The 17658-nt window shown below is 69.7% G+C and carries 16 protein-coding genes; 12 read left to right on the forward strand and 4 right to left on the reverse strand.

Translation table 11 applies throughout. From position 1 onward, the window contains the following. Window positions 1-8: 8 nt before the first annotated feature. Together ASE16_RS13570 and ASE16_RS13575 are read right to left on the reverse strand one after the other, a co-directional pair. The gene (locus ASE16_RS13570; protein ID WP_235500493.1) at window positions 9-2675 is read right to left on the reverse strand and encodes a penicillin acylase family protein; all 2667 of its coding nucleotides are present in this window, start codon (window positions 2673-2675) and stop codon (window positions 9-11) included. A gap of 114 nt (window positions 2676-2789) precedes the next feature. Continuing rightward, window positions 2790-3416, reverse strand: a complete 627-nt coding sequence (locus ASE16_RS13575) for a TetR/AcrR family transcriptional regulator (protein ID WP_055895730.1) — start codon at window positions 3414-3416, stop codon at window positions 2790-2792. 122 nt (window positions 3417-3538) lie between these two features. Here ASE16_RS13575 and ASE16_RS13580 point away from each other — a divergent pair, with 122 nt between their 5' ends. The 8 genes from ASE16_RS13580 to ASE16_RS13615 all read left to right on the forward strand — a co-directional run bounded on the left by ASE16_RS13580 (window position 3539) and on the right by ASE16_RS13615 (window position 12889). Further along, window positions 3539-5146: a carboxyl transferase domain-containing protein gene (locus ASE16_RS13580; protein ID WP_055895732.1), complete on the forward strand. Its 1608-nt coding sequence runs from the start codon at window positions 3539-3541 to the stop codon at window positions 5144-5146. Between the two features lie 5 nt (window positions 5147-5151). Next, on the forward strand, window positions 5152-7341 hold the full coding sequence (locus ASE16_RS13585; RefSeq protein ID WP_055896563.1) for a biotin carboxylase N-terminal domain-containing protein: 2190 nt from the start codon (window positions 5152-5154) through the stop codon (window positions 7339-7341). A 40-nt stretch (window positions 7342-7381) separates the two neighbouring features. Next, a complete protein-coding gene (locus ASE16_RS13590; RefSeq protein WP_055895735.1) occupies window positions 7382-8593 on the forward strand; it encodes an acyl-CoA dehydrogenase family protein in 1212 nt (403 codons plus the stop codon). Window positions 8594-8680: 87 nt separating this feature from the next. Beyond that, window positions 8681-9448, forward strand: a complete 768-nt coding sequence (locus ASE16_RS13595) for a CoA transferase subunit A (protein ID WP_055895737.1) — start codon at window positions 8681-8683, stop codon at window positions 9446-9448. Continuing rightward, window positions 9445-10116 (forward strand): CoA transferase subunit B, encoded by a 672-nt coding sequence (locus ASE16_RS13600; RefSeq protein WP_055895739.1) that lies wholly within the window; start codon window positions 9445-9447, stop codon window positions 10114-10116. The genes ASE16_RS13595 and ASE16_RS13600 overlap by 4 nt, the downstream gene beginning before the upstream one ends. Continuing rightward, the gene (locus ASE16_RS13605) at window positions 10113-10616 is read left to right on the forward strand and encodes a MaoC family dehydratase (RefSeq protein WP_055895741.1); all 504 of its coding nucleotides are present in this window, start codon (window positions 10113-10115) and stop codon (window positions 10614-10616) included. Before ASE16_RS13600 ends, ASE16_RS13605 begins: the two co-directional genes overlap by 4 nt. Then, window positions 10613-11425: an HpcH/HpaI aldolase/citrate lyase family protein gene (locus tag ASE16_RS13610; protein ID WP_055895743.1), complete on the forward strand. Its 813-nt coding sequence runs from the start codon at window positions 10613-10615 to the stop codon at window positions 11423-11425. Before ASE16_RS13605 ends, ASE16_RS13610 begins: the two co-directional genes overlap by 4 nt. A gap of 333 nt (window positions 11426-11758) precedes the next feature. Further along, window positions 11759-12889 carry an aldo/keto reductase gene (locus ASE16_RS13615; protein WP_235500494.1) on the forward strand — a complete coding sequence of 377 codons (1131 nt, stop codon included), beginning with the start codon at window positions 11759-11761 and terminating at the stop codon, window positions 12887-12889. A 142-nt stretch (window positions 12890-13031) separates the two neighbouring features. Here ASE16_RS13615 and ASE16_RS13620 read toward each other — a convergent pair whose 3' ends face one another. After that, on the reverse strand, window positions 13032-13616 hold the full coding sequence (locus tag ASE16_RS13620) for a TetR/AcrR family transcriptional regulator (RefSeq protein ID WP_055895745.1): 585 nt from the start codon (window positions 13614-13616) through the stop codon (window positions 13032-13034). A gap of 171 nt (window positions 13617-13787) precedes the next feature. Between ASE16_RS13620 and ASE16_RS13625 the strand changes: the two genes are divergently transcribed. Continuing rightward, window positions 13788-15200 carry a M16 family metallopeptidase gene (locus ASE16_RS13625; protein WP_055895748.1) on the forward strand — a complete coding sequence of 471 codons (1413 nt, stop codon included), beginning with the start codon at window positions 13788-13790 and terminating at the stop codon, window positions 15198-15200. A 36-nt stretch (window positions 15201-15236) separates the two neighbouring features. Beyond that, window positions 15237-15839: a histidine phosphatase family protein gene (locus ASE16_RS13630; RefSeq protein ID WP_055895751.1), complete on the forward strand. Its 603-nt coding sequence runs from the start codon at window positions 15237-15239 to the stop codon at window positions 15837-15839. A gap of 15 nt (window positions 15840-15854) precedes the next feature. Here ASE16_RS13630 and ASE16_RS13635 read toward each other — a convergent pair whose 3' ends face one another. After that, window positions 15855-16346, reverse strand: coding sequence for a GNAT family N-acetyltransferase (locus ASE16_RS13635; protein WP_055895753.1), 492 nt, complete (start codon window positions 16344-16346; stop codon window positions 15855-15857). A gap of 68 nt (window positions 16347-16414) precedes the next feature. On the opposite strand from ASE16_RS13635, the gene dapB reads away from it, so the two are divergent. Both dapB and ASE16_RS13645 read left to right on the forward strand, forming a co-directional pair. Beyond that, window positions 16415-17197, forward strand: coding sequence for a 4-hydroxy-tetrahydrodipicolinate reductase (dapB, locus tag ASE16_RS13640; RefSeq protein ID WP_055895755.1), 783 nt, complete (start codon window positions 16415-16417; stop codon window positions 17195-17197). A gap of 5 nt (window positions 17198-17202) precedes the next feature. After that, window positions 17203-17658 carry a hypothetical protein gene (locus tag ASE16_RS13645; protein WP_414843034.1) on the forward strand — a complete coding sequence of 152 codons (456 nt, stop codon included), beginning with the start codon at window positions 17203-17205 and terminating at the stop codon, window positions 17656-17658.

Genomic DNA, 17658 nt, shown 5'->3' on the forward strand with positions numbered 1-17658 from the left:
GCTCTCGCTTAGTGCGCGGGGCGGAGCGTGAGGGTCTGGTCGGCCGCTGCGGCGATGGCGGTGCGCGAGAATGGCCACGGACGCGTCTGATTGTGCTGCCAGAGCGGTGTCTGGTCCGTGTAGTGCGGACTGAACGCGTGACCGGAGGCACCGGTGAGATTGATCCAGGTGCTCTTGTCGAAGTCGCTCAGGTCGATCACTTGCCGCATGGACGGCACCCAGTCCACCTGATAGCCGACGGAAGCGTCCCAGCCCACCGCATCCACCACGCTTGAGCTGCCGCCGACCGGGTACGGTCCGCGGTTGAACAGCCACTCGATCGGGGCGACCCCCGACTCGCCGAAGCTCGCGTTGGTGAGCTCGATGGTGTGGATGCGGTCCCAGCGCCAGGTGGTCTGGTCGCCGCCCATGAGCCGTCCCGCCTCGGTCCAGGCCTTGTCGGCGACCACCTCGAACATCGTGTCCCTGTCGCTTGTACCGAGCTTTGAGTCCACCCACCAGGACGAGTTCTGGTCTTTCACGAGTTTCTGCACCACCGCGAACCACCTGTCGCCTCCCACCGGCGGCGCTGAGGCGGGGAGCTTGCGGCCGAACGCCTCCTGCAGCAGCGTGCGCCAGAACACGTTGAAGTACGCGGCGGCCGGGCTGTCGGCGTCGTCCTGGTAGTTCCACCCCGCCAGAAGCTGCGCTGCCCGGTAGACGCCGGAGGAAGGATCGGCGCTCGCCCCGAGCTCGCGGATGATCGGCACGAGGGTGGCGGCGTTCGCGTCGTACTTGTCCGCCTGGATCGACGCGTAGTCTGCGGCGGTGAGCTTCCTGCCGTCGGCGATCAGCTTCGTGAGCCTCACCTGGATCTGGTTGGCCCGGAAGCCGTACTCCCAGTCCTTGGTGATGAGCTGCGGGAAGGCCGGTCCGACCGCGGCGTTGTTGGCGGTGACGATGACGCCGCTCGGCGGGTTGTACACCGACGGCAGCTCGTCGTACGGGATGGTGCCGACCCAGCCGTACCTGCTGGTCCAGCCGGGGACCGGCATGGTCCCGTCTCCTGAGGCGCGGATCGGAACGCTGCCGGGCGCCTGGTAGCCGATGTTGCCGTCGACGTCCGCGTAGATGAGGTTCTGCGACGGCACCTGGAAGCTCGCGGCCGCCGCGCGGAAGCTCGCCCAGTCGGTGGCGGTGTCGAACGCGAAGATCGCCCCGGCTGTCGGCCCAGGGGTGAGCGCCGACCACTGCAGCGAGAGCTGGAAGGTCTGCGCCGGCACGCCGAGCTTGCCCGCCTGGTCTTTCGCGATGATCCCGAACCCGTCGGTGAGGTCGGTGACGATGGGACCGTGGCGGGTCGACCGCACGGTCAGCGGGACGTCTTTGCCGCCGGCGACCTTGATCGTCTCCTTTCTGATCGTCAGCGGCACCTGGGCGCCGTCGTACTCGTAGGTGTCGCCGGTGACCTTCTCCTCGTAGAGGTCCGCGACGTCCGGCCCCAGATTGGTGAACCCCCAGGCGACGCGGTCGTTGTGCCCGATCACCACGCCGGGGAGACCGGAGAAGCTGAACCCGGCGACGTCGAACGGGCAGTCAGGCCCGACCGTGCGGCAGTGCAGCCCGATCTGATACCAGACGGACGGCATCGCCGCTCCCAAGTGCGGATCGTTCGCCAGCAGGGGCTTGCCGCTTGCCGTGTGCGCCCCGGACACCACCCAGGAGTTGGACCCGATGTCGCTTCCCGCTGGGCCGAGGAGGGTGGGCAGCGCATCCAGGCTCGTCGCCAGTTGGGCGAGCGCAGGGGCGTACGAGGCGGGCGTCGCCGGATCGTCGGCAGCAGTCGGGGAAGCAGTGTCGGCGGCAGGTGCCGCAGCGGCGTCGGCGGACGGCGTGCTGGAACTCGACCCGCCCTGCCCATCCGCGCTCCCCGACGCGGCGGCGTCCGGCGTCGTGCGCGCAGGATCGCCGTCGCCCTCCGCCGTGATCGTGGGGTGCGTCGAGTACGGATACGCGGGATGCAGCTCGGCGATCTGCTGGGGGGTGAGCGTGGTGGAGAGCAGCGCTCTGTCGATCTCGTCCTCGAGGTTGGAACGGAGGTCCCAGGCCATCGCCTTGAGCCAGGCCACCGAGTCGGCCGGCGTCCACTTCTCCGGTTTGTAGCCGGGGTTCTGCAGGCCGAGCACCGCGTATTCGAGCGAGAGCTCGGCTCCGGAGTGCCTGGCGAGGTAGGCGTTCACGCCGTCCGCGTAGTCCTGGTAGTAGCGCAGCTGCGTCTTGTCGAGCAGCCTCACCTCCTGCTCGGCGACGGTGCGCCAGCCGAGGGTGCGGATGAACGTGTCCGTCGGCACCTGGCTCGCTCCGAACATCTCCGACAGCCGCCCTGCCGTGACGTGGCGGCGGAAGTCCATCTCCCAGAAGCGGTCCTGCGCGTGCACGTAGCCCTGCGCGCGGAACAGGTCGTCGGCCGTCGACGCCTCGATCTGCGGAATCCCCGCGTCGTCCCTGTACACCGTCACGGCGGACGACAGCCCTGGCACGTCGAGCGTGCCGGAGGTCTGCGGGAACGACCGCACCACGGTCCAGACACCGACGCCGCCAGCGATCACGACCAGGACGAGCAGCACGGCGACCACGATGCCGATGACCCGCAGCACGCGGTGGTGTCGTCGTAGTCGGGGGGTGTCGTCGCCCACGCCAGTCCTTCCGGTGGTTGGTGTCCTGCGACTGTAACGCATGGCGGTGACGCCCAGAATGCCCGCGCGAGAACTGTGGATAAGTCCCGCTGTGGATGCTGGGAGCGACGATCGTCAGTGCGCGTTGAGCCCCGCCCAGGCCATCCGCTCCAGCACCGGCCGCACGGTCGCGGCGTCCACACTCGCCCCGCCGACACGCGCCGTGTGCGGGGTGGAGTTGATGAGTCCGAACGCCGCTTGCACCCGCATCCGGAGCTCGTCGGGGGAGAGGGAGGGGTGCAGGCGGCCGAGCACGCGCATCCACAGGTCGATGTACTGGCGTTGCAGTCGGCGGACCGCCCGGCGCTCGTCGCCGGGAAGGGCGTCGAGATCGCGGTCCTGCACGCGGATCGTGTCCGGTTCGGAGACGGCGAAGTCGACGTGGAAGACGATCAGGGCGCGCAGGGCGCTCGCCGGGTCGTCAGCCGCGTCCTCGACGCGCGTGCCGCCCTCCAGCAGGCGCTCGCTGACGCCGACCAGGAGCGCGGCGAGCACGGCCTGCTTGGAGGAGAAGTGCCGGTACACCGCCGGGCCGCTCACTCCTGCTGCCGAGCCGAGGTCTTCGATCGAGACCCCGTTGAAGCCGCGCTCGGAGAACAGGGTCGCCGCAGCGCCGAGCAGGGCGGCGCGCCTGTCCGCTTTCGCCTGGCTGCGCTGGGTGGGTCGCCCAGCGTCCTGGGTGCTTGCTGCGAGTTCGGTCATGGCGTTCTTCCGGGTGCTGGACTTTTGAGTTAATGAACACTAACCTAAATTCGAGTTAGTGACCACTAACCGAATGGTCCACCAGACCGACTGTCGACGACGACGAAGAGCGAGACGCGAACATGCCAACGCTGACCAGCGCCACCAGCGCGACGGACACCGGGTACGAGCAGAACGAGGCCGCCCAGCGCGCCCTCGTGTCCGAGCTCCGCCAGCGCCTCGCCACCGCAGCCGCCGGAGGGCCGGAGCGTTCCCGTCAGCGGCACGTCGCCCGCGGCAAGCTCCTCCCGCGCGAACGCATCGACGCCCTTCTCGACGACGGCAGCCCGTTCCTGGAGATCGCACCGCTCGCCGCGACCGGGATGTACGACGACGAGTCCCCGGCGGCCGGCGTGATCGCCGGCATCGGCCTGGTGCACGGACGCCACGTGCTCGTCATCTCCAACGACGCAACGGTCAAGGGCGGCACCTACTACCCGATGACGGTCAAGAAGCACCTCAGGGCGCAGGAGATCGCGCTGGAGAACAAGCTCCCGTGTATCTACCTGGTCGACTCCGGCGGCGCGTACCTGCCGATGCAGGACGAGGTCTTCCCCGACCGCGACCACTTCGGCCGCATCTTCTACAACCAGGCCAGGCTGTCGGCGGCGAAGGTGCCGCAGATCGCCGCGGTGCTCGGCTCCTGCACCGCCGGGGGCGCGTACGTGCCGGCGATGAGCGACGAGACCGTGATCGTGCGCAACCAGGGCACGATCTTCCTCGGCGGTCCTCCACTGGTGAAGGCGGCGATCGGGGAGGTGGTCACGGCGGAGGAACTCGGCGGTGGCGACCTGCACGCGAAGACCTCCGGCGTCGTCGACCACCTCGCGGAGGACGACAGGCACGCCCTGCAGATCGTGCGCGACATCGTCGCGACGCTGCCGGAAGCAGCCCAGCCGGTGTGGGAGGTGCATCCCACCGTCGAGCCCGTCGCCGACCCAGCAGAGCTCTACGGCGTCGTCCCCACCGACGTGCAGGCGCCGTACGACGTTCGCGAGGTCATCGCACGCCTGGTGGACGGCAGCGAGCTGCACGAGTTCAAGAAGGAGTACGGCACGACGCTGGTCACCGGCTTCGCGCGCATCCACGGGCATCCGGTGGGCATCGTCGCGAACAACGGCGTGCTGTTCAGCGAGTCCGCGCTGAAGGGCGCGCACTTCATCGAGCTGTGCGATCAGCGCGGCATCCCGCTGCTGTTCCTGCAGAACATCTCCGGGTTCATGGTCGGCCGCGACTACGAGGCCGGCGGCATCGCGAAGAACGGCGCCAAGATGGTCACTGCCGTCGCCACCGCCAGGGTGCCGAAGCTCACGGTCGTGATCGGCGGATCGTTCGGCGCGGGCAACTACTCGATGTGCGGCCGCGCGTACTCGCCGCGATTCCTCTGGATGTGGCCGGCCGCGCGCATCTCGGTGATGGGAGGCGCTCAGGCGTCCTCGGTGCTCGCGACGGTCAAGCGCGAGCAGCTCGAAGGCAGGGGCGAGGAGTGGTCGGCGGAAGCGGAGGCCGAGTTCAAGGCCCCGATCGCGGAGCAATACGAGCAGCAGGGCAGCCCGTACTACTCCACCGCACGGCTGTGGGACGACGGAGTCATCGACCCTGCCGACACCCGCACGATCCTCGGCCTCGCCCTCGACGTCTGCTCCCGCGCCCCCCTCCCCGACACGGCCTTCGGCCTCTTCCGGATGTGATCGCGATGTCCTCCCACTCCTTCTCGTCGCAGACGACCGCTGCTCCGTTCGACACCGTGCTCGTCGCCAACCGCGGCGAGATCGCCTGCCGGGTGATCCGCACGCTGCGCCGCCTCGGCATCCGCTCGGTGGCCGTGTTCAGCGACGCCGACCTGGATGCGCCGCACGTCGCCCTCGCGGACGTCGCCGTGCGCATCGGCCCCGCCCCGGCCGCCCACAGCTACCTCGATATCGCAGCCATCGTGGCCGCCGCACGCGCCACAGAAGCGCAGGCAGTGCATCCCGGCTACGGCTTCCTCTCCGAGAACGCCGACTTCGCGGCCGCCTGCGAGGACGCCGGCATCGTCTTCGTCGGGCCAGGCGTTCACGCACTGCACGTGATGGGCGACAAGATCGCGGCGAAACGGGAAGTCGAGGAGCACGGCGTTCCGACCATTCCCGGCATCGCACGTCCTGGCCTCAGTGACGACGACCTGATCGCCGCAGCCGCCGACATCGGCTTCCCTGTGCTTGTGAAGCCGTCCGCCGGTGGAGGGGGCAAGGGGATGCAGTCGGTGCGCTCCGCAGCGGAACTGCCGGATGCGCTCGCCGCAGCCAGGCGGGTCGCGGCGAGCGCGTTCGGCGACGACACCCTGTTCCTCGAGCGTCTGGTGGACACGCCCAGGCACATCGAGGTGCAGGTGCTTGCCGATCGGCACGGGGCGGTCGTGCACCTGGGGGAGCGCGAGTGCTCTCTGCAGCGCCGCCACCAGAAGGTCATCGAGGAGGCGCCGTCGCCCCTGCTCGACGCTGCGACACGGGCGCGGATCGGCGAAGCGGCCTGCGCCGTCGCCGCGAGCGTCGACTACGTCGGGGCGGGGACGGTCGAGTTCCTGGTCTCCGACGCGGCGCCTGACGAGTTCTTCTTCATGGAGATGAACACCAGACTGCAGGTCGAGCATCCCGTGACAGAGCTGGTGACCGGGCTCGACCTGGTGGAGTGGCAGCTCCGCATCGCCGCGGGCGAGCCGCTCGGCTTCGCCCAGGAGGACGTGCGCCTCAGCGGGCACGCCATCGAGGCGCGTGTCTACGCCGAGAACCCGGAGCGCGGCTTCCTGCCGAGCGACGGGCGGGTGCTGGCGTTGCACGAGGCGTCCGGCGATGGCGTGCGGGTCGACAGCGGCCTGGCCGCCGGGGTGCCCATCGTCACCGAGTACGATCCGATGCTCGCAAAGGTCATCGCCTGGGGCCCCGACCGGGTGGATGCGCTCGCCCGCCTCGACCGCGCCCTCGCCGACACGGCCATCCTCGGCGCCGTGACCAACGTGCGCTGGCTGCGCGACCTGCTCGCCGACGAAGACGTGCGCGCCGGACGGCTCGACACCACCCTGATCGACCGCCGGTTCTCCGAGCAGGCGCCCACAGAACCGGACGAGCGCGAACTGATCGCCGCGGCGCTGCTCGCGCATCACGACCGTCTCCGTGCGGCTCGGGATGCGGCAGGCCCGCTGTGGGCGGCACCGACCGGCTGGCGGCTCGGCGAGCACAGGGCGGCGGCGTACGACCTGGGATCGGCGATCGTGCGCGTGGCGGGCGACGCATCAGCGCTCGCCGCGGGCACGGCGCGCGTGAGCGTGGACGGTGCGGACGTTGCGGACGGTGCGGACGCCGCGGACGCCGCCACGCGCGACGCCGGCCTGCGCGTGCTGCCCCCGACCCATCACGGAGAGCCGGGCACGGTGCTCCTCACGCTCGACGGTGTTGTCACGTCCTTCCGTTTCGCGACCGACGGCGCATCCACCTGGCTTGCACGGGGCGGCGCGGCGCGCGAGCTGCGGATGCTCGGTCGTGCCGAGCGGGTCGCACGCGACCTCGCCGGGCTGGCGCGGGCGGCAGGGGCGGTCGATCCTGAGCTGCGCACGCCGATGCCGGGGACGGTCGTCGCCGTGGCTGTCGCGACCGGCGACCGCGTGGAGGCGGGCGACACCGTGGTCACGGTCGAGGCGATGAAGATGGAGCACCGTCTGGTGGCGCCGCTCGCCGGGACCGTCCACGTGCGCGTTGCGCCAGGCGACCTCGTGAAGCTCGACCAACTCGTCGCGAGCGTGGAGTCGGACGCCGTCCCCGAATCGCAGGACTCACCCACCGCGCCGCCACCGCCCACCGGCGATGCGCGCGCATCCACAGGGCCGACACCATCGGCCGCAACCCCATGACCGTCGCACCACGACGGTCCACCACGAGACAGGGAACCTCATGACCATGCAGATGACGCGAACGGAAGCAGCGGACACCGACGTCGCCGGCTTCGAGCTCACGGCGGAGCACATCCGGCTGCGCGACCAGGTGCGCGACTTCGCAGACACCGTCGTCGCCCCTGCGGCGTACGACTATGACACCCGCCGCAGTCTGCCGTACGACATCATCGCCGAGATGGGACGGATGGGCCTGTTCGGGCTGCCGTTCCCCGTCGAGTACGGCGGACAGGGCAAGGACTACCTGTCGCTCTGCCTCGCCGTCGAGCAGCTCGGCAGGGTCGACCAGTCGATCGGCGTGACTCTGGAGGCCGGCATCGGGCTCGGCGCCATGCCGATCTTCCGCAACGGCACGGAGGAGCAGAAGCAGGAATGGCTGCCCATGCTCGCCCGCGGCGAGGCGCTCGCCGGGTTCGGTCTCACCGAGGCGGACGCGGGCTCCGACGCTGCGGGCACCAAGACGACGGCCGAGCTGCGCGACGGCGAGTGGGTCATCAACGGCTCGAAGCAGTTCATCACCAACTCCGGCAGCGAGATCACCAAGCTCGTCACGATCACCGCGGTGACCGGCGAGCACGAGCGGGCGGACGGGTCGCTCAAGAAGGAGCTGTCCGCGATCCTCGTGCCCGTTGGAACGCCCGGGTTCGTGCAGGAGCCGTCGTACGACAAGGTCGGCTGGCACACGTCGGACACGCATCCACTGACCCTCACGGATGTGCACGTGCCGGAGGCGAACCTGCTCGGCGAGCGCGGCCGCGGGTACGCGAACTTCGTGCAGACGCTGGACGAGGGGCGCGTCGCGTTCGCCGCGCTCTGCACGGGAGCGGCGCAGGGCTGCCTCGACGAGGCGATCCGGTACGCGAAGAGCCGCAACGTGTTCGGCCGCCCGATCGGCGCCAACCAGTACATCGCGTTCAAGATCGCCAGGATGCAGGCCCGCGTTCACACCGCGCGGCTCGCGTACTACGACGCCTGCTTCAAGCTGATGGCCGGAAAGCCGTTCAAGATGGAGGCGTCGATCGCCAAACTCACCTGCAGCGAGGCCGCGATGGACAACGCCCGCGACGCCACCCAGATCTTCGGTGGATACGGGTTCCTCAACGAGAACCCGGTGGCGCGTCACTACCGCGACTCCAAGATCCTCGAAATCGGCGAGGGCACCACGGAGGTCCAGCTCATGGTCATCTCGCGCGCCCTCGGTTTCAACGCGTAACGCAGCCATCGAGCCGGGAGTTGTTCACACGACACGCCGAGTGGATGCGTGCACAACTCCGGGCTCGATCGTCAGGAAGGGAAGACAGTGATCGACAAGGTGGTGGCGAGCGCCGCGGAGGCGGTCGCGGACGTCGCGGACGGCAGTTCGCTCGCCGTCGGCGGGTTCGGCCTGTGCGGCATCCCGAGCGCGCTCATCCAGGCGCTGCACGAGCGCGGCACGACCGATCTCGAGGTCGTCAGCAACAACTGCGGCGTCGACGACTGGGGGCTCGGTATCCTGCTGGCCGACGGGCGCATCCGCAAGATGATCAGCTCGTATGTCGGAGAGAACAAGGAGTTCGCCCGGCAGTTCCTCTCCGGAGAGCTGGAGGTGGAGCTGACCCCGCAGGGCACCCTGGCCGAGAAGCTGCGGGCCGGCGGAGCGGGCATCCCGGCGTTCTTCACGCCGGCCGGGGTCGGCACGCAGATCGCCGAGGGCGGCCTGCCGCGCCGGTATGCGGCGGACGGGTCGGTCGCGGTCGCCTCCGAGCCGAAGGAGGTGCGCACCTTCGACGGCGCCGACTACGTGCTGGAGCGCTCGCTGACCCCCGACTTCGCGCTCGTCCACGCGGCCAAGGGCGACCGGTACGGCAACCTCGTCTTCCACGCAGCGGCGATGAACTTCAACCCGCTCGCCGCGATGGCCGGCCGAGTCACCATCGCCGAGGTGGAGGAGCTGGTCGAGCCGGGCGACCTCGACCCAGGTACCGTGCACATCCCCGGCATCTTCGTCCAGCGAGTCGTGCACGCGCCGGATGTCGAGAAGCGCATCGAGCGCCGAACCGTCCGCCTCGACGATGGGAGCGCCCGATGAGTCTCAGCCGCACCGAACTGGCCGCCAGGGTGGCGCGCGAACTGCGCAACGGACAGTACGTGAACCTCGGGATAGGGATGCCCACCCTCATCCCGAACTACATCCCGGACGACGTGGAGGTCATCCTGCACTCCGAGAACGGTGTGCTCGGCGTCGGCCCGTACCCGGAGGATTCGGCGGTGGACCCCGACCTGATCAACGCGGGCAAGGAGACGGTCACCGTCAACAGCGGCGCGGCGTTCTTCGACTCCGCCCTGTCGTTCGGGATGGTGCGCGGCGGCCACGTCGACGTCGCCGTGCTCGGCGCGATGGAGGTGTCGCAGAACGGCGACCTCGCCAACTGGATGATCCCCGGCAAGATGGTCAAGGGGATGGGCGGAGCGATGGACCTCGTGTTCGGCGCCAAACGCCTCATCGTCATGATGGAGCACGTCGACAGGGAGGGGCGGCCGAAGATCGTCGCCGAGTGCTCGCTGCCGCTGACGGGCACAGGATGCGTCGACAGGATCATCACCGACCTGGCCGTGATCGACGTGGTGCGGGGCGGCGGGAACGACGCCCCGGCGCGGCTCGTGCTCCGCGAGACGGCGCCAGGAGTCACCCTCGACGAGGTGCTGGCCGCCACCGGCGCCCCGCTCACCGTGGAGCTGAACGGAGGCGCAGCATGAGGGAGATCGAGCAGCGCGGCCTCTACTTCGAGGAGTTCGAGGAGGACACCCGCTACCTGCACCGCCCAGGGCGGACCGTGACAGAGGCTGACAACGTGTTCTTCACCACCCTCACCATGAACACACAGGCCCTGCACCTCGACGCAGCCTGGTCGGCGACGCAGCCGTTCGGCGAGCGGCTGATCAACTCCATGTTCACGCTGGCGACGCTGGTCGGCGCCTCGGTCGCCCAGCTCACGCAGGGCACGATCGTGGCGAACCTGGGGTTCAGCGACGTGACGTTCCCGCATCCACTGCACCACGGAGACACGCTGTACTCGGAGACGGTGGTGGTGGCCAAGCGGTTGTCGTCGTCGCGGCCTGGACAGGGCATCGTGACGCTCGCGCACACCGGCCGCAACCAGGACGGGGTGATCGTCGCGACCGCCACCCGCCAGGTGATGATGTGGTGCATGGATGCTCACCTCGTTTTGGGCTCTGCAGGCGGAGGCGGGGAATGAGCGTGCCCTTCTCGTTCGGCCCAGCGCTGCTGTTCTGCCCCGCCGATCGTCCTGAGCGCTACGCCAAGGCGCTCGATCGGGCGGATGCGGTGATCATCGACCTCGAAGACGCCGTCGACCCCACCCGTCGGGCCGACGCAAGAGAAGCGCTCGCCACCTCGGATCTCGACCCTGACCGTGTGATCGTCCGCGTCAACCCGGCGGGGACCGACGACCACGCCGCCGACCTGTCGGCGCTCGCCGTGACGCCGTACAGCACGGTGATGCTGCCGAAGGCGGAGTCCGTGGCCGACCTGCGCGACCTCGGCGGGTTGGCGGTGATCGCGCTCTGCGAGACGGCTGCCGGCGTGCTCGCGGCGCCGCGGCTGGCGTCGGCCGGCGAGGTGATCGCGCTCATGTGGGGCGCGGAGGACCTGGTGGCGTCGCTGGGTGGAACGTCGAGCCGCCACGCGGACGGACGCTATCGGGATGTGGCAGCGCACGCCCGCTCTGCGGTGCTGCTCGCGGCCGGAGCGGCGGGGATCGCCGCGGTGGACACGGTGCACCTCGACATCGACGACCTCGCCGGCCTCGCGGAGGAGGCGGAGGACGCGGCGGCGGTCGGGTTCGCGGCGACCGCGTGCATCCACCCCGGACAGGTGGAGACGATCAGGGCGGCGTATCGGCCGACTGACGACCAGATTCGGGATGCGCGCGAGCTGCTGGACGCCGCGGCCGCAGCCGGGGGAGTGTTCCGCTACCGCGGCAGGATGGTGGACAGCCCGGTGATCGCGCACGCGCGGTCGGTGCTGGCGCGCGCGGCGAGCTGAGCGCGGCCGGCGAGCAGGGCGCAGGCCGCTGCAACCCGGGCGTGTCGGAGGTCGGAATGCACGTTTTCGGCGTGAACCATCGGCCTCTGCGCTTCGTGATGAAACTGTGACCAAGCATTGTGTAACAGTTCACCGCGATTGGCCGTGGCCTGTCGGACGTATGCCTTACGCTGCAAGTAAGTATCGGGGAACTGGGGTCCTCGAATCGATTCGAATCACTCGGGAGTAGGGGGAGAGCACATGCCACAGCTGTTACCTCTCCGTCTGCGTGATACGGTCGCGCGCCGCGCGGCCGCGCAGGTAGACCCCAGTGGCGCGGACGGCACGGAGCCCGTGGCGCGTCCCGCAACGATCGGGCGCGGTGCTGACGCACGCTCCGCTGCTCGCGCCGCGGTCGCGGCCGGAATGACCGAGTCCGGCGCCATCGAGTCCGGTGCCATCGAGCCGGGCACGCCGGAGGAGGTCCTCACCGAGTCGATCGGTGTCGAGACCGCCGCGATGCCTGCTCTCGACCCGGAGCTGGAACGCACCGGCCCGCTCTCGATCATCGCTCCCCGTCGCATCGGCGAGAGCGACCTCGCGGTGTTTCCGCTGTCGCTGGGCGCGAGCGTCTTCGGCTGGACGGCGGACGGCGACACTTCGCTGCGCATCCTGGACCGTTTCGCCCGCCTCGGCGGCAACTTCATCGACACGGCGGACAGCTACGTCGGCGGACGAAGTGAGGTGCTCATCGGCAACTGGATGCGCGAGCGCCGTAACCGCGACCAGGTCGTCGTCGCCACCAAGGTGGGCCGTCATCACGAGAATCCGGGCCTCGGCTCCGTCAGCATCGTGCGCGCCGTCGAGGCGTCGCTGGAGCGACTGCAGACCGACCACATCGACCTGCTCTACTTCCACGACGACGACCCTGAGGTCCCCTTGGAGGACAGCCTGGCGACCGTCGAGTGGCTGATCGAGACCGGCAAGGTCCGCTACCTCGCCGCCTCCAACTTCAGCGCGGACAGGCTCATCGAGGCGCGCATCCTGTCGTCGACCGGTCTGCCCAAGTTCATCGCCGTGCAGACCCAGTACAACCTGATGCACCGCACGGAGTTCGAGAGCGCCCTTCGTATCGTGGCGGCGGCGCAGGGTCTCGCTGTCATCCCGTACTACGCGCTCGCGAACGGCTTCCTCACCGGCAAGTACCGCAGCAAGGGCGACCTCAACGCGGACGCCCGCAGCATCCGTGCCGCGGCCTACGTCAACCGCAAGGGGCAGCGCGTCCTCGCCGCCCTCGACCGCATCGCAGCCGAGCAGGAGGTCACGCCGGCGAGCGTCGCCATCGCTTGGCTGCAGGCCAAGCGCAACGTGGTCGCTCCCGTCGCGTCCGCGAGCCGCCCCGAGCAGGTGGATGCGCTGATGGTCTCGGCGGGCATCCGCCTTACCCGAGCAAACATGCTCGAACTCGACCGCGTCTCCGAGTAGCGCCGTCGAGCGTCCTCCGTCCGGCAGGAGTCTCCGCCGGATCGGCGAGCACTCTCTGTTCGTCAGGAGTTTCTGTCGGCGTGCCGGCCGCGTTCTCCGTTCGGAAAGGGCGCCGCGACCCCGACGCTCCGCCGCTCCGCCCCTACGCCTCCGCGAGGATGCGGTCGAGCGAGCGGTGCAGCGCGGCGCCAGCGGCTATCGGGTCGCCGACGTAGCCGCCCGCCAGGGCGCCGTCGCGCGCCAGGATGAGGTCGTCGGCCGCGTCGCCGGGCCGGGGGTGGCCGATGTCGCGGAACAGCTCCTCGATGCGGCGGGCGTACCAGTCGCGGTGGGTGCTCACCGCGACGCGCACAGGGTGCGTCTCGTCGGCGAACTGGGCGGCTGCGTTGATGAACGGGTCGCCGTGGAAGCCGGGGCGCACGGCTTCGAGGTTGATCGAGTCGACGAGTGCCTTGGCGATCGCCCTGGGGTCGTTGCCCTGGCGTTCCTGGTCGTCGAACCAGTCGCGCACCTGCTTGTCGCGACCCTCGACGTAGGCGATGATCAGGAGGTCCTTCGAGCGGTAGTGCTTGTAGAACGTCGCCTTCGTGACGCGCGCACCCGCGATGATCCGGTCGACACCCACCGTGTGGATGCCTTCCTGGTAGAAGAGCTCGTCAGCCGTCGCAAGGATCTTGACCTTCGACGGCGCGGGCGGCCGGATGGTCGCTCGGGCACTAACGACCATCCGGCACGACTCCTTCACTGCAGGGGACGGTCGGGTCCGTCCTCTTGGTTTCGCGTCGGCGTAGGGACCCGCCGATGCGTTGGTTTGACCAGTATAGCAGTAGACAGACCAGTCTGTTTGTCCTCATTTCGCACCCAGGGTTTTCATAGGGTCTGGCGTAGGGTGGAAGGGATGAACAGCGCAGTCGACCTCCCGCTCGGTCTGGCCGACCTCTCTTTCGCCGCATCCGGTGACGCGCTGGTCAGGCGGACCGTCCTGCCGAGCGGCGTGCGCATCCTGAGCGAACAGGTTCCCGGCGCTCGCAGCGCCACCCTCGGCTACTGGGTCGCCGTCGGCTCCCGCGATGAAGCGGATGCGATCCCCGCCGAGCCTGCCACCCCGGCGCGCGCAAGCGTTCCCGCCGCTCCCGCGACTCCCGCCGTCCCGTCCAGCTTCGGTTCCACCCACTTCCTCGAACACCTCCTGTTCAAGGGCACCCCGACGCGCACCGCGCTGGACATCGCCATCTCGTTCGACTCGGTCGGCGGAGAGCACAACGCGATGACGGCCAAGGAGTACACCTGCTACTACGCCAAGGTGCAGGACCGCGATCTTCCGATGGCGGTCGAGGTCATCGCCGACATGCTCACCTCGTCGCTGCTCGACGCTGTCGAGTTCGAGAACGAGCGCGGCGTGATCCTCGAAGAGCTGTCGATGGCCGAGGACGACCCGGCCGACGTCGCCAACGAGCGGTTCTTCGAGGCCGTGCTCGGCGCGCATCCACTCGGTCGTCCCATCGGCGGAAGCCCGCAGACCATTCGCGAGGCGACCAGGGATGCGGTGCTCGCCCACTACCGGGCCAACTACCGCCCGCAAGACCTGGTCATCACCGCCGCAGGCGCCGTCGACCACGACCTGCTGGTGGCCGGCGTCGAGCGGGCCCTCGTCGCGGCCGGCTGGGATCTGAGCGTCGAGGCGTCCCCGGTGCCGCGGCGCGCATCCACGGCTGTCGCCATCGAGCGCGGGGCCGCGGTCGTCACCGTCCAGCGGCCGACGGAGCAGGCCAACCTGCTGATCGGCGTGCCTGGCATCGTCGCCACCGACGAACGCCGCACCACGATGGGCGTGCTCAACTCGATCCTCGGCGGCGGGATGTCGTCCCGGCTGTTCCAGGAGGTGCGCGAGAAGCGCGGCCTGGCATACGCCGTCTACTCGTTCTCCGGCGCGTACTCCGACGCCGGGATCTTCGGCCTCTACGCGGGATGCGCTCCCGCCAAGGCCACGCAGGTCGCCGAGCTGATGCTCGGCGAGCTGCACCGCCTCGCCGACGGCGGCGTCACCCCGGACGAGCTGCGCCGCGCTGTCGGCCAGCTCTCCGGCGGCGCGGCCCTCGCGCTCGAGGACTCCGACACCAGGATGTCCAGGCTCGGTCGAGCCGAGATCAGCCTGGGGGAGTTCTCCGACCTCGACGAGAGTCTCCGGCGCTTGCACCTCGTCACCGCCGACGATGTGCAGAGCCTCGCCACCGATCTGGCGAGCAGACCGGTCTCCGTCTCCGCGGTGGGGAGCGTGACCGACGACATGTTCGCCGGACTCGCCCCCTGACCCAGCTTCGCCCGTCACACCTGAAAGGCCATCACGGTGCCCCACTATCTTTACCTCGTCCGCCACGGCGAGCAGCAGGATGCAGAACACGGTCTGCCAGACGGACCCCTCTCCCCGCGCGGCAAACGTCAAGCGCAGCTCGTCGCGGAACGGCTGAGCGGGGTGCCGTTCACGGGCATGTACCACTCGCCGCTGAACCGTGCGGCGGAGACCGCGGCGATCATGGCCGAGCGGATGCCTGCGCTGACGCCGGAGCCGTCGAGCCTGCTGTTCGACTGCATCCCGTCCGGGCCGACGCCGGACATGCCGAGGGCGTTCGAGTCGTTCTTCGGCAACGTCACGGACGCGGAGATCGAGGCGGGACGCGCGCAGATGGACGACGCGGTCGGCGAGTTCCTCACCCCTGCCATCGGCGATAGGCACGACCTGCTCGTCACGCACAACTTCGTGATCGGCTGGTTCGTGCGGCACGTCTTCGACGCTCCGTCGTGGCGCTGGCTGGGACTCAACCAGGCCAACTGCGGTCTCACGATCATCCGGGTGCGCTCCGCCAAGCCACCGGTGCTCGTCGTCCACAACGACCTCGGGCACCTCCCCGTCGAGCTGCGCACCGGCCTGCCAGAGCTGCAGCCGGTCTAGCGGCCGCGCGCCCGGTCAGAGCAGCTTGCGGAACCAGTCGGTCGCGTTCGGGTTGTCGTTGTACGGCTGGATGTTGTCGTAGCCGTGCGAGCGGTACAGGCCGCCGGCCGCCTCCAAGCTCGCGTTGGTGTCGAGCACGACCTCCGTCGCTCCGAAGCCGCGCGCCCGATGCTCCAGCTCGGACAGGATCGCCCGCCCCAGCCCGCGCCCGCGATGCGTGGGCGACACCCACAGGTGCTTGATCTCGTAGCGCACCACCGGCAATTCCGGATCGACGTCGGCGAGGGGGACGCGCAGCTCCCGGATGCCGCCGCAGCCGGCTTCGCCGTCCTCGTCGTACGCCAGCAGGAACACCCCCGCCGGAGCCACGAACTGGCTGGGATCGGGGAAGGTGGTGCGGTATGCGCCCTGCGACGCGGGGAACGAGGCCGCCCGCTCCGCGAAGTAGTCGCTCAGCATCCGGTGGGCGGTCGCGTCCGTGACGGCGACATCAGCAAAAGACACCATCGACCCAGCGTAGTTCGCCCCCGCGCATCCCGGAGTTCTCCCGGCTGCGCGGCGGGTAGATTGGTCGGGTGACTATTCGCGTAGCCGTCGCTGGGGCGACCGGAAAACTGGGCAGCGTCGCCGTGCGGCTGATCGAGCACGCGGACGACCTCGAGCTCGTCGCTCGCCTCGACTCGCGTTCTCCGCTGGAGGACATGCTCGTCGCAGACGTGCTCGTCGACATGACCCTGCCGGCAGTGAGCCCCGGCATCGTCGCGTTCGCGGTCGACAACGGGCTGCACGTCCTCGTCGGGACGTCGGGATGGTCGGCCGACCGCATCCTGGACCTGGAGCGTCGCGTCGCAGCGCACGAGGGAACCGGCGCCGTGGTCATCCCCAACTTCTCGCTGGGCTCCGCGCTCGGCACGGCGTTCGCGACCGTCGCCGCGCGCTTCTTCGACTCCATCGAGATCATCGAGGCCCACGGTGCAGGCAAGGTCGACTCGCCGTCCGGCACGGCTGTGCGCACCGCGGAGCTGATCGGCGCCGCCCGCGCGGAGAGAGGGCCAGTGGATGCGCCGCACACCGACCAGCGCGCCCGCGGCCAGCAGGTGGCGAGCGTCCCCATCCACAGTCTCCGGATGCGCGGGGTCGTCGCACAGCAGCAGGTGATCTTCGGAGGCGCGGGGGAGACCCTCACGATCCGGCACGACACGATCGGCTCCGAGTCGTACGAGGCGGGCATCCTCCTCGCGATCCGTGCGGCGGCGTCGGCAACGGGGGTGACGGTCGGCCTCGACAAGCTGGTCGACCTCGGCATCGCAGAACCCGACGGAGAGCCGCCGCGGCCGACCGTGCGCGAGACGGCGTAGCCGCCGTGCGGAACCGTATCGCCGCGATCGTGATGGCCGCGATCCTGGTCATCTACCTGGTCCTGGTCTTCCAGCGCGCGATCATGCTGATCGCGACGGGCGAAGGCATCGCCATCGCAATGGGGATCGCCCTGCTCTCCCTGCCGCTAGTGGCCGCGTGGGCGATCGGCCGCGAGCTGCTGTTCGGCGCGCGCACCGAGAAGCTGGTGAAGATCCTGGATGCGGAGGGCGGGCTTCCCGTCGAAGACCTCCCCGTGCGCGCCAGCGGCCGTCCCCTCCGTGACGCGGCCGACGAGGAGTTCCCGCGCTACAAGGCCGAGGTCGAGGCGGAACCGGAGAGCTGGCGCGCCTGGTTCCGGCTGGGCCTCGCGTACGACGCCTCCGGAGACCGCAGGCGGGCGCGCTCTGCCCTGCGCGAGTCGATCCGCCTGTACCGCACGCAGCAGCGCGCGGCGGCGTAG

The organism is Leifsonia sp. Root227 (genome assembly GCF_001428745.1).
GTDB lineage: Bacteria > Actinomycetota > Actinomycetes > Actinomycetales > Microbacteriaceae > Leifsonia.

Excerpts from the sequence above, each read along its gene's own strand:
- ASE16_RS13600 (WP_055895739.1), top strand. The coding sequence starts at position 9,445 with ATGAGTCTCAGCCGCACCGAACTGGCCGCCAGGGTGGCGCGCGAACTG.
- ASE16_RS13610 (WP_055895743.1), top strand. The coding sequence starts at position 10,613 with ATGAGCGTGCCCTTCTCGTTCGGCCCAGCGCTGCTGTTCTGCCCCGCC.
- ASE16_RS13635 (WP_055895753.1), bottom strand. The coding sequence starts at position 16,346 with ATGGTGTCTTTTGCTGATGTCGCCGTCACGGACGCGACCGCCCACCGG.
- ASE16_RS13575 (WP_055895730.1), bottom strand. The coding sequence starts at position 3,416 with ATGACCGAACTCGCAGCAAGCACCCAGGACGCTGGGCGACCCACCCAG.
- ASE16_RS13620 (WP_055895745.1), bottom strand. The coding sequence starts at position 13,616 with ATGGTCGTTAGTGCCCGAGCGACCATCCGGCCGCCCGCGCCGTCGAAG.
- ASE16_RS13580 (WP_055895732.1), top strand. The coding sequence starts at position 3,539 with ATGCCAACGCTGACCAGCGCCACCAGCGCGACGGACACCGGGTACGAG.
- ASE16_RS13590 (WP_055895735.1), top strand. The coding sequence starts at position 7,382 with ATGACCATGCAGATGACGCGAACGGAAGCAGCGGACACCGACGTCGCC.
- ASE16_RS13625 (WP_055895748.1), top strand. The coding sequence starts at position 13,788 with ATGAACAGCGCAGTCGACCTCCCGCTCGGTCTGGCCGACCTCTCTTTC.
- ASE16_RS13605 (WP_055895741.1), top strand. The coding sequence starts at position 10,113 with ATGAGGGAGATCGAGCAGCGCGGCCTCTACTTCGAGGAGTTCGAGGAG.
- ASE16_RS13585 (WP_055896563.1), top strand. The coding sequence starts at position 5,152 with ATGTCCTCCCACTCCTTCTCGTCGCAGACGACCGCTGCTCCGTTCGAC.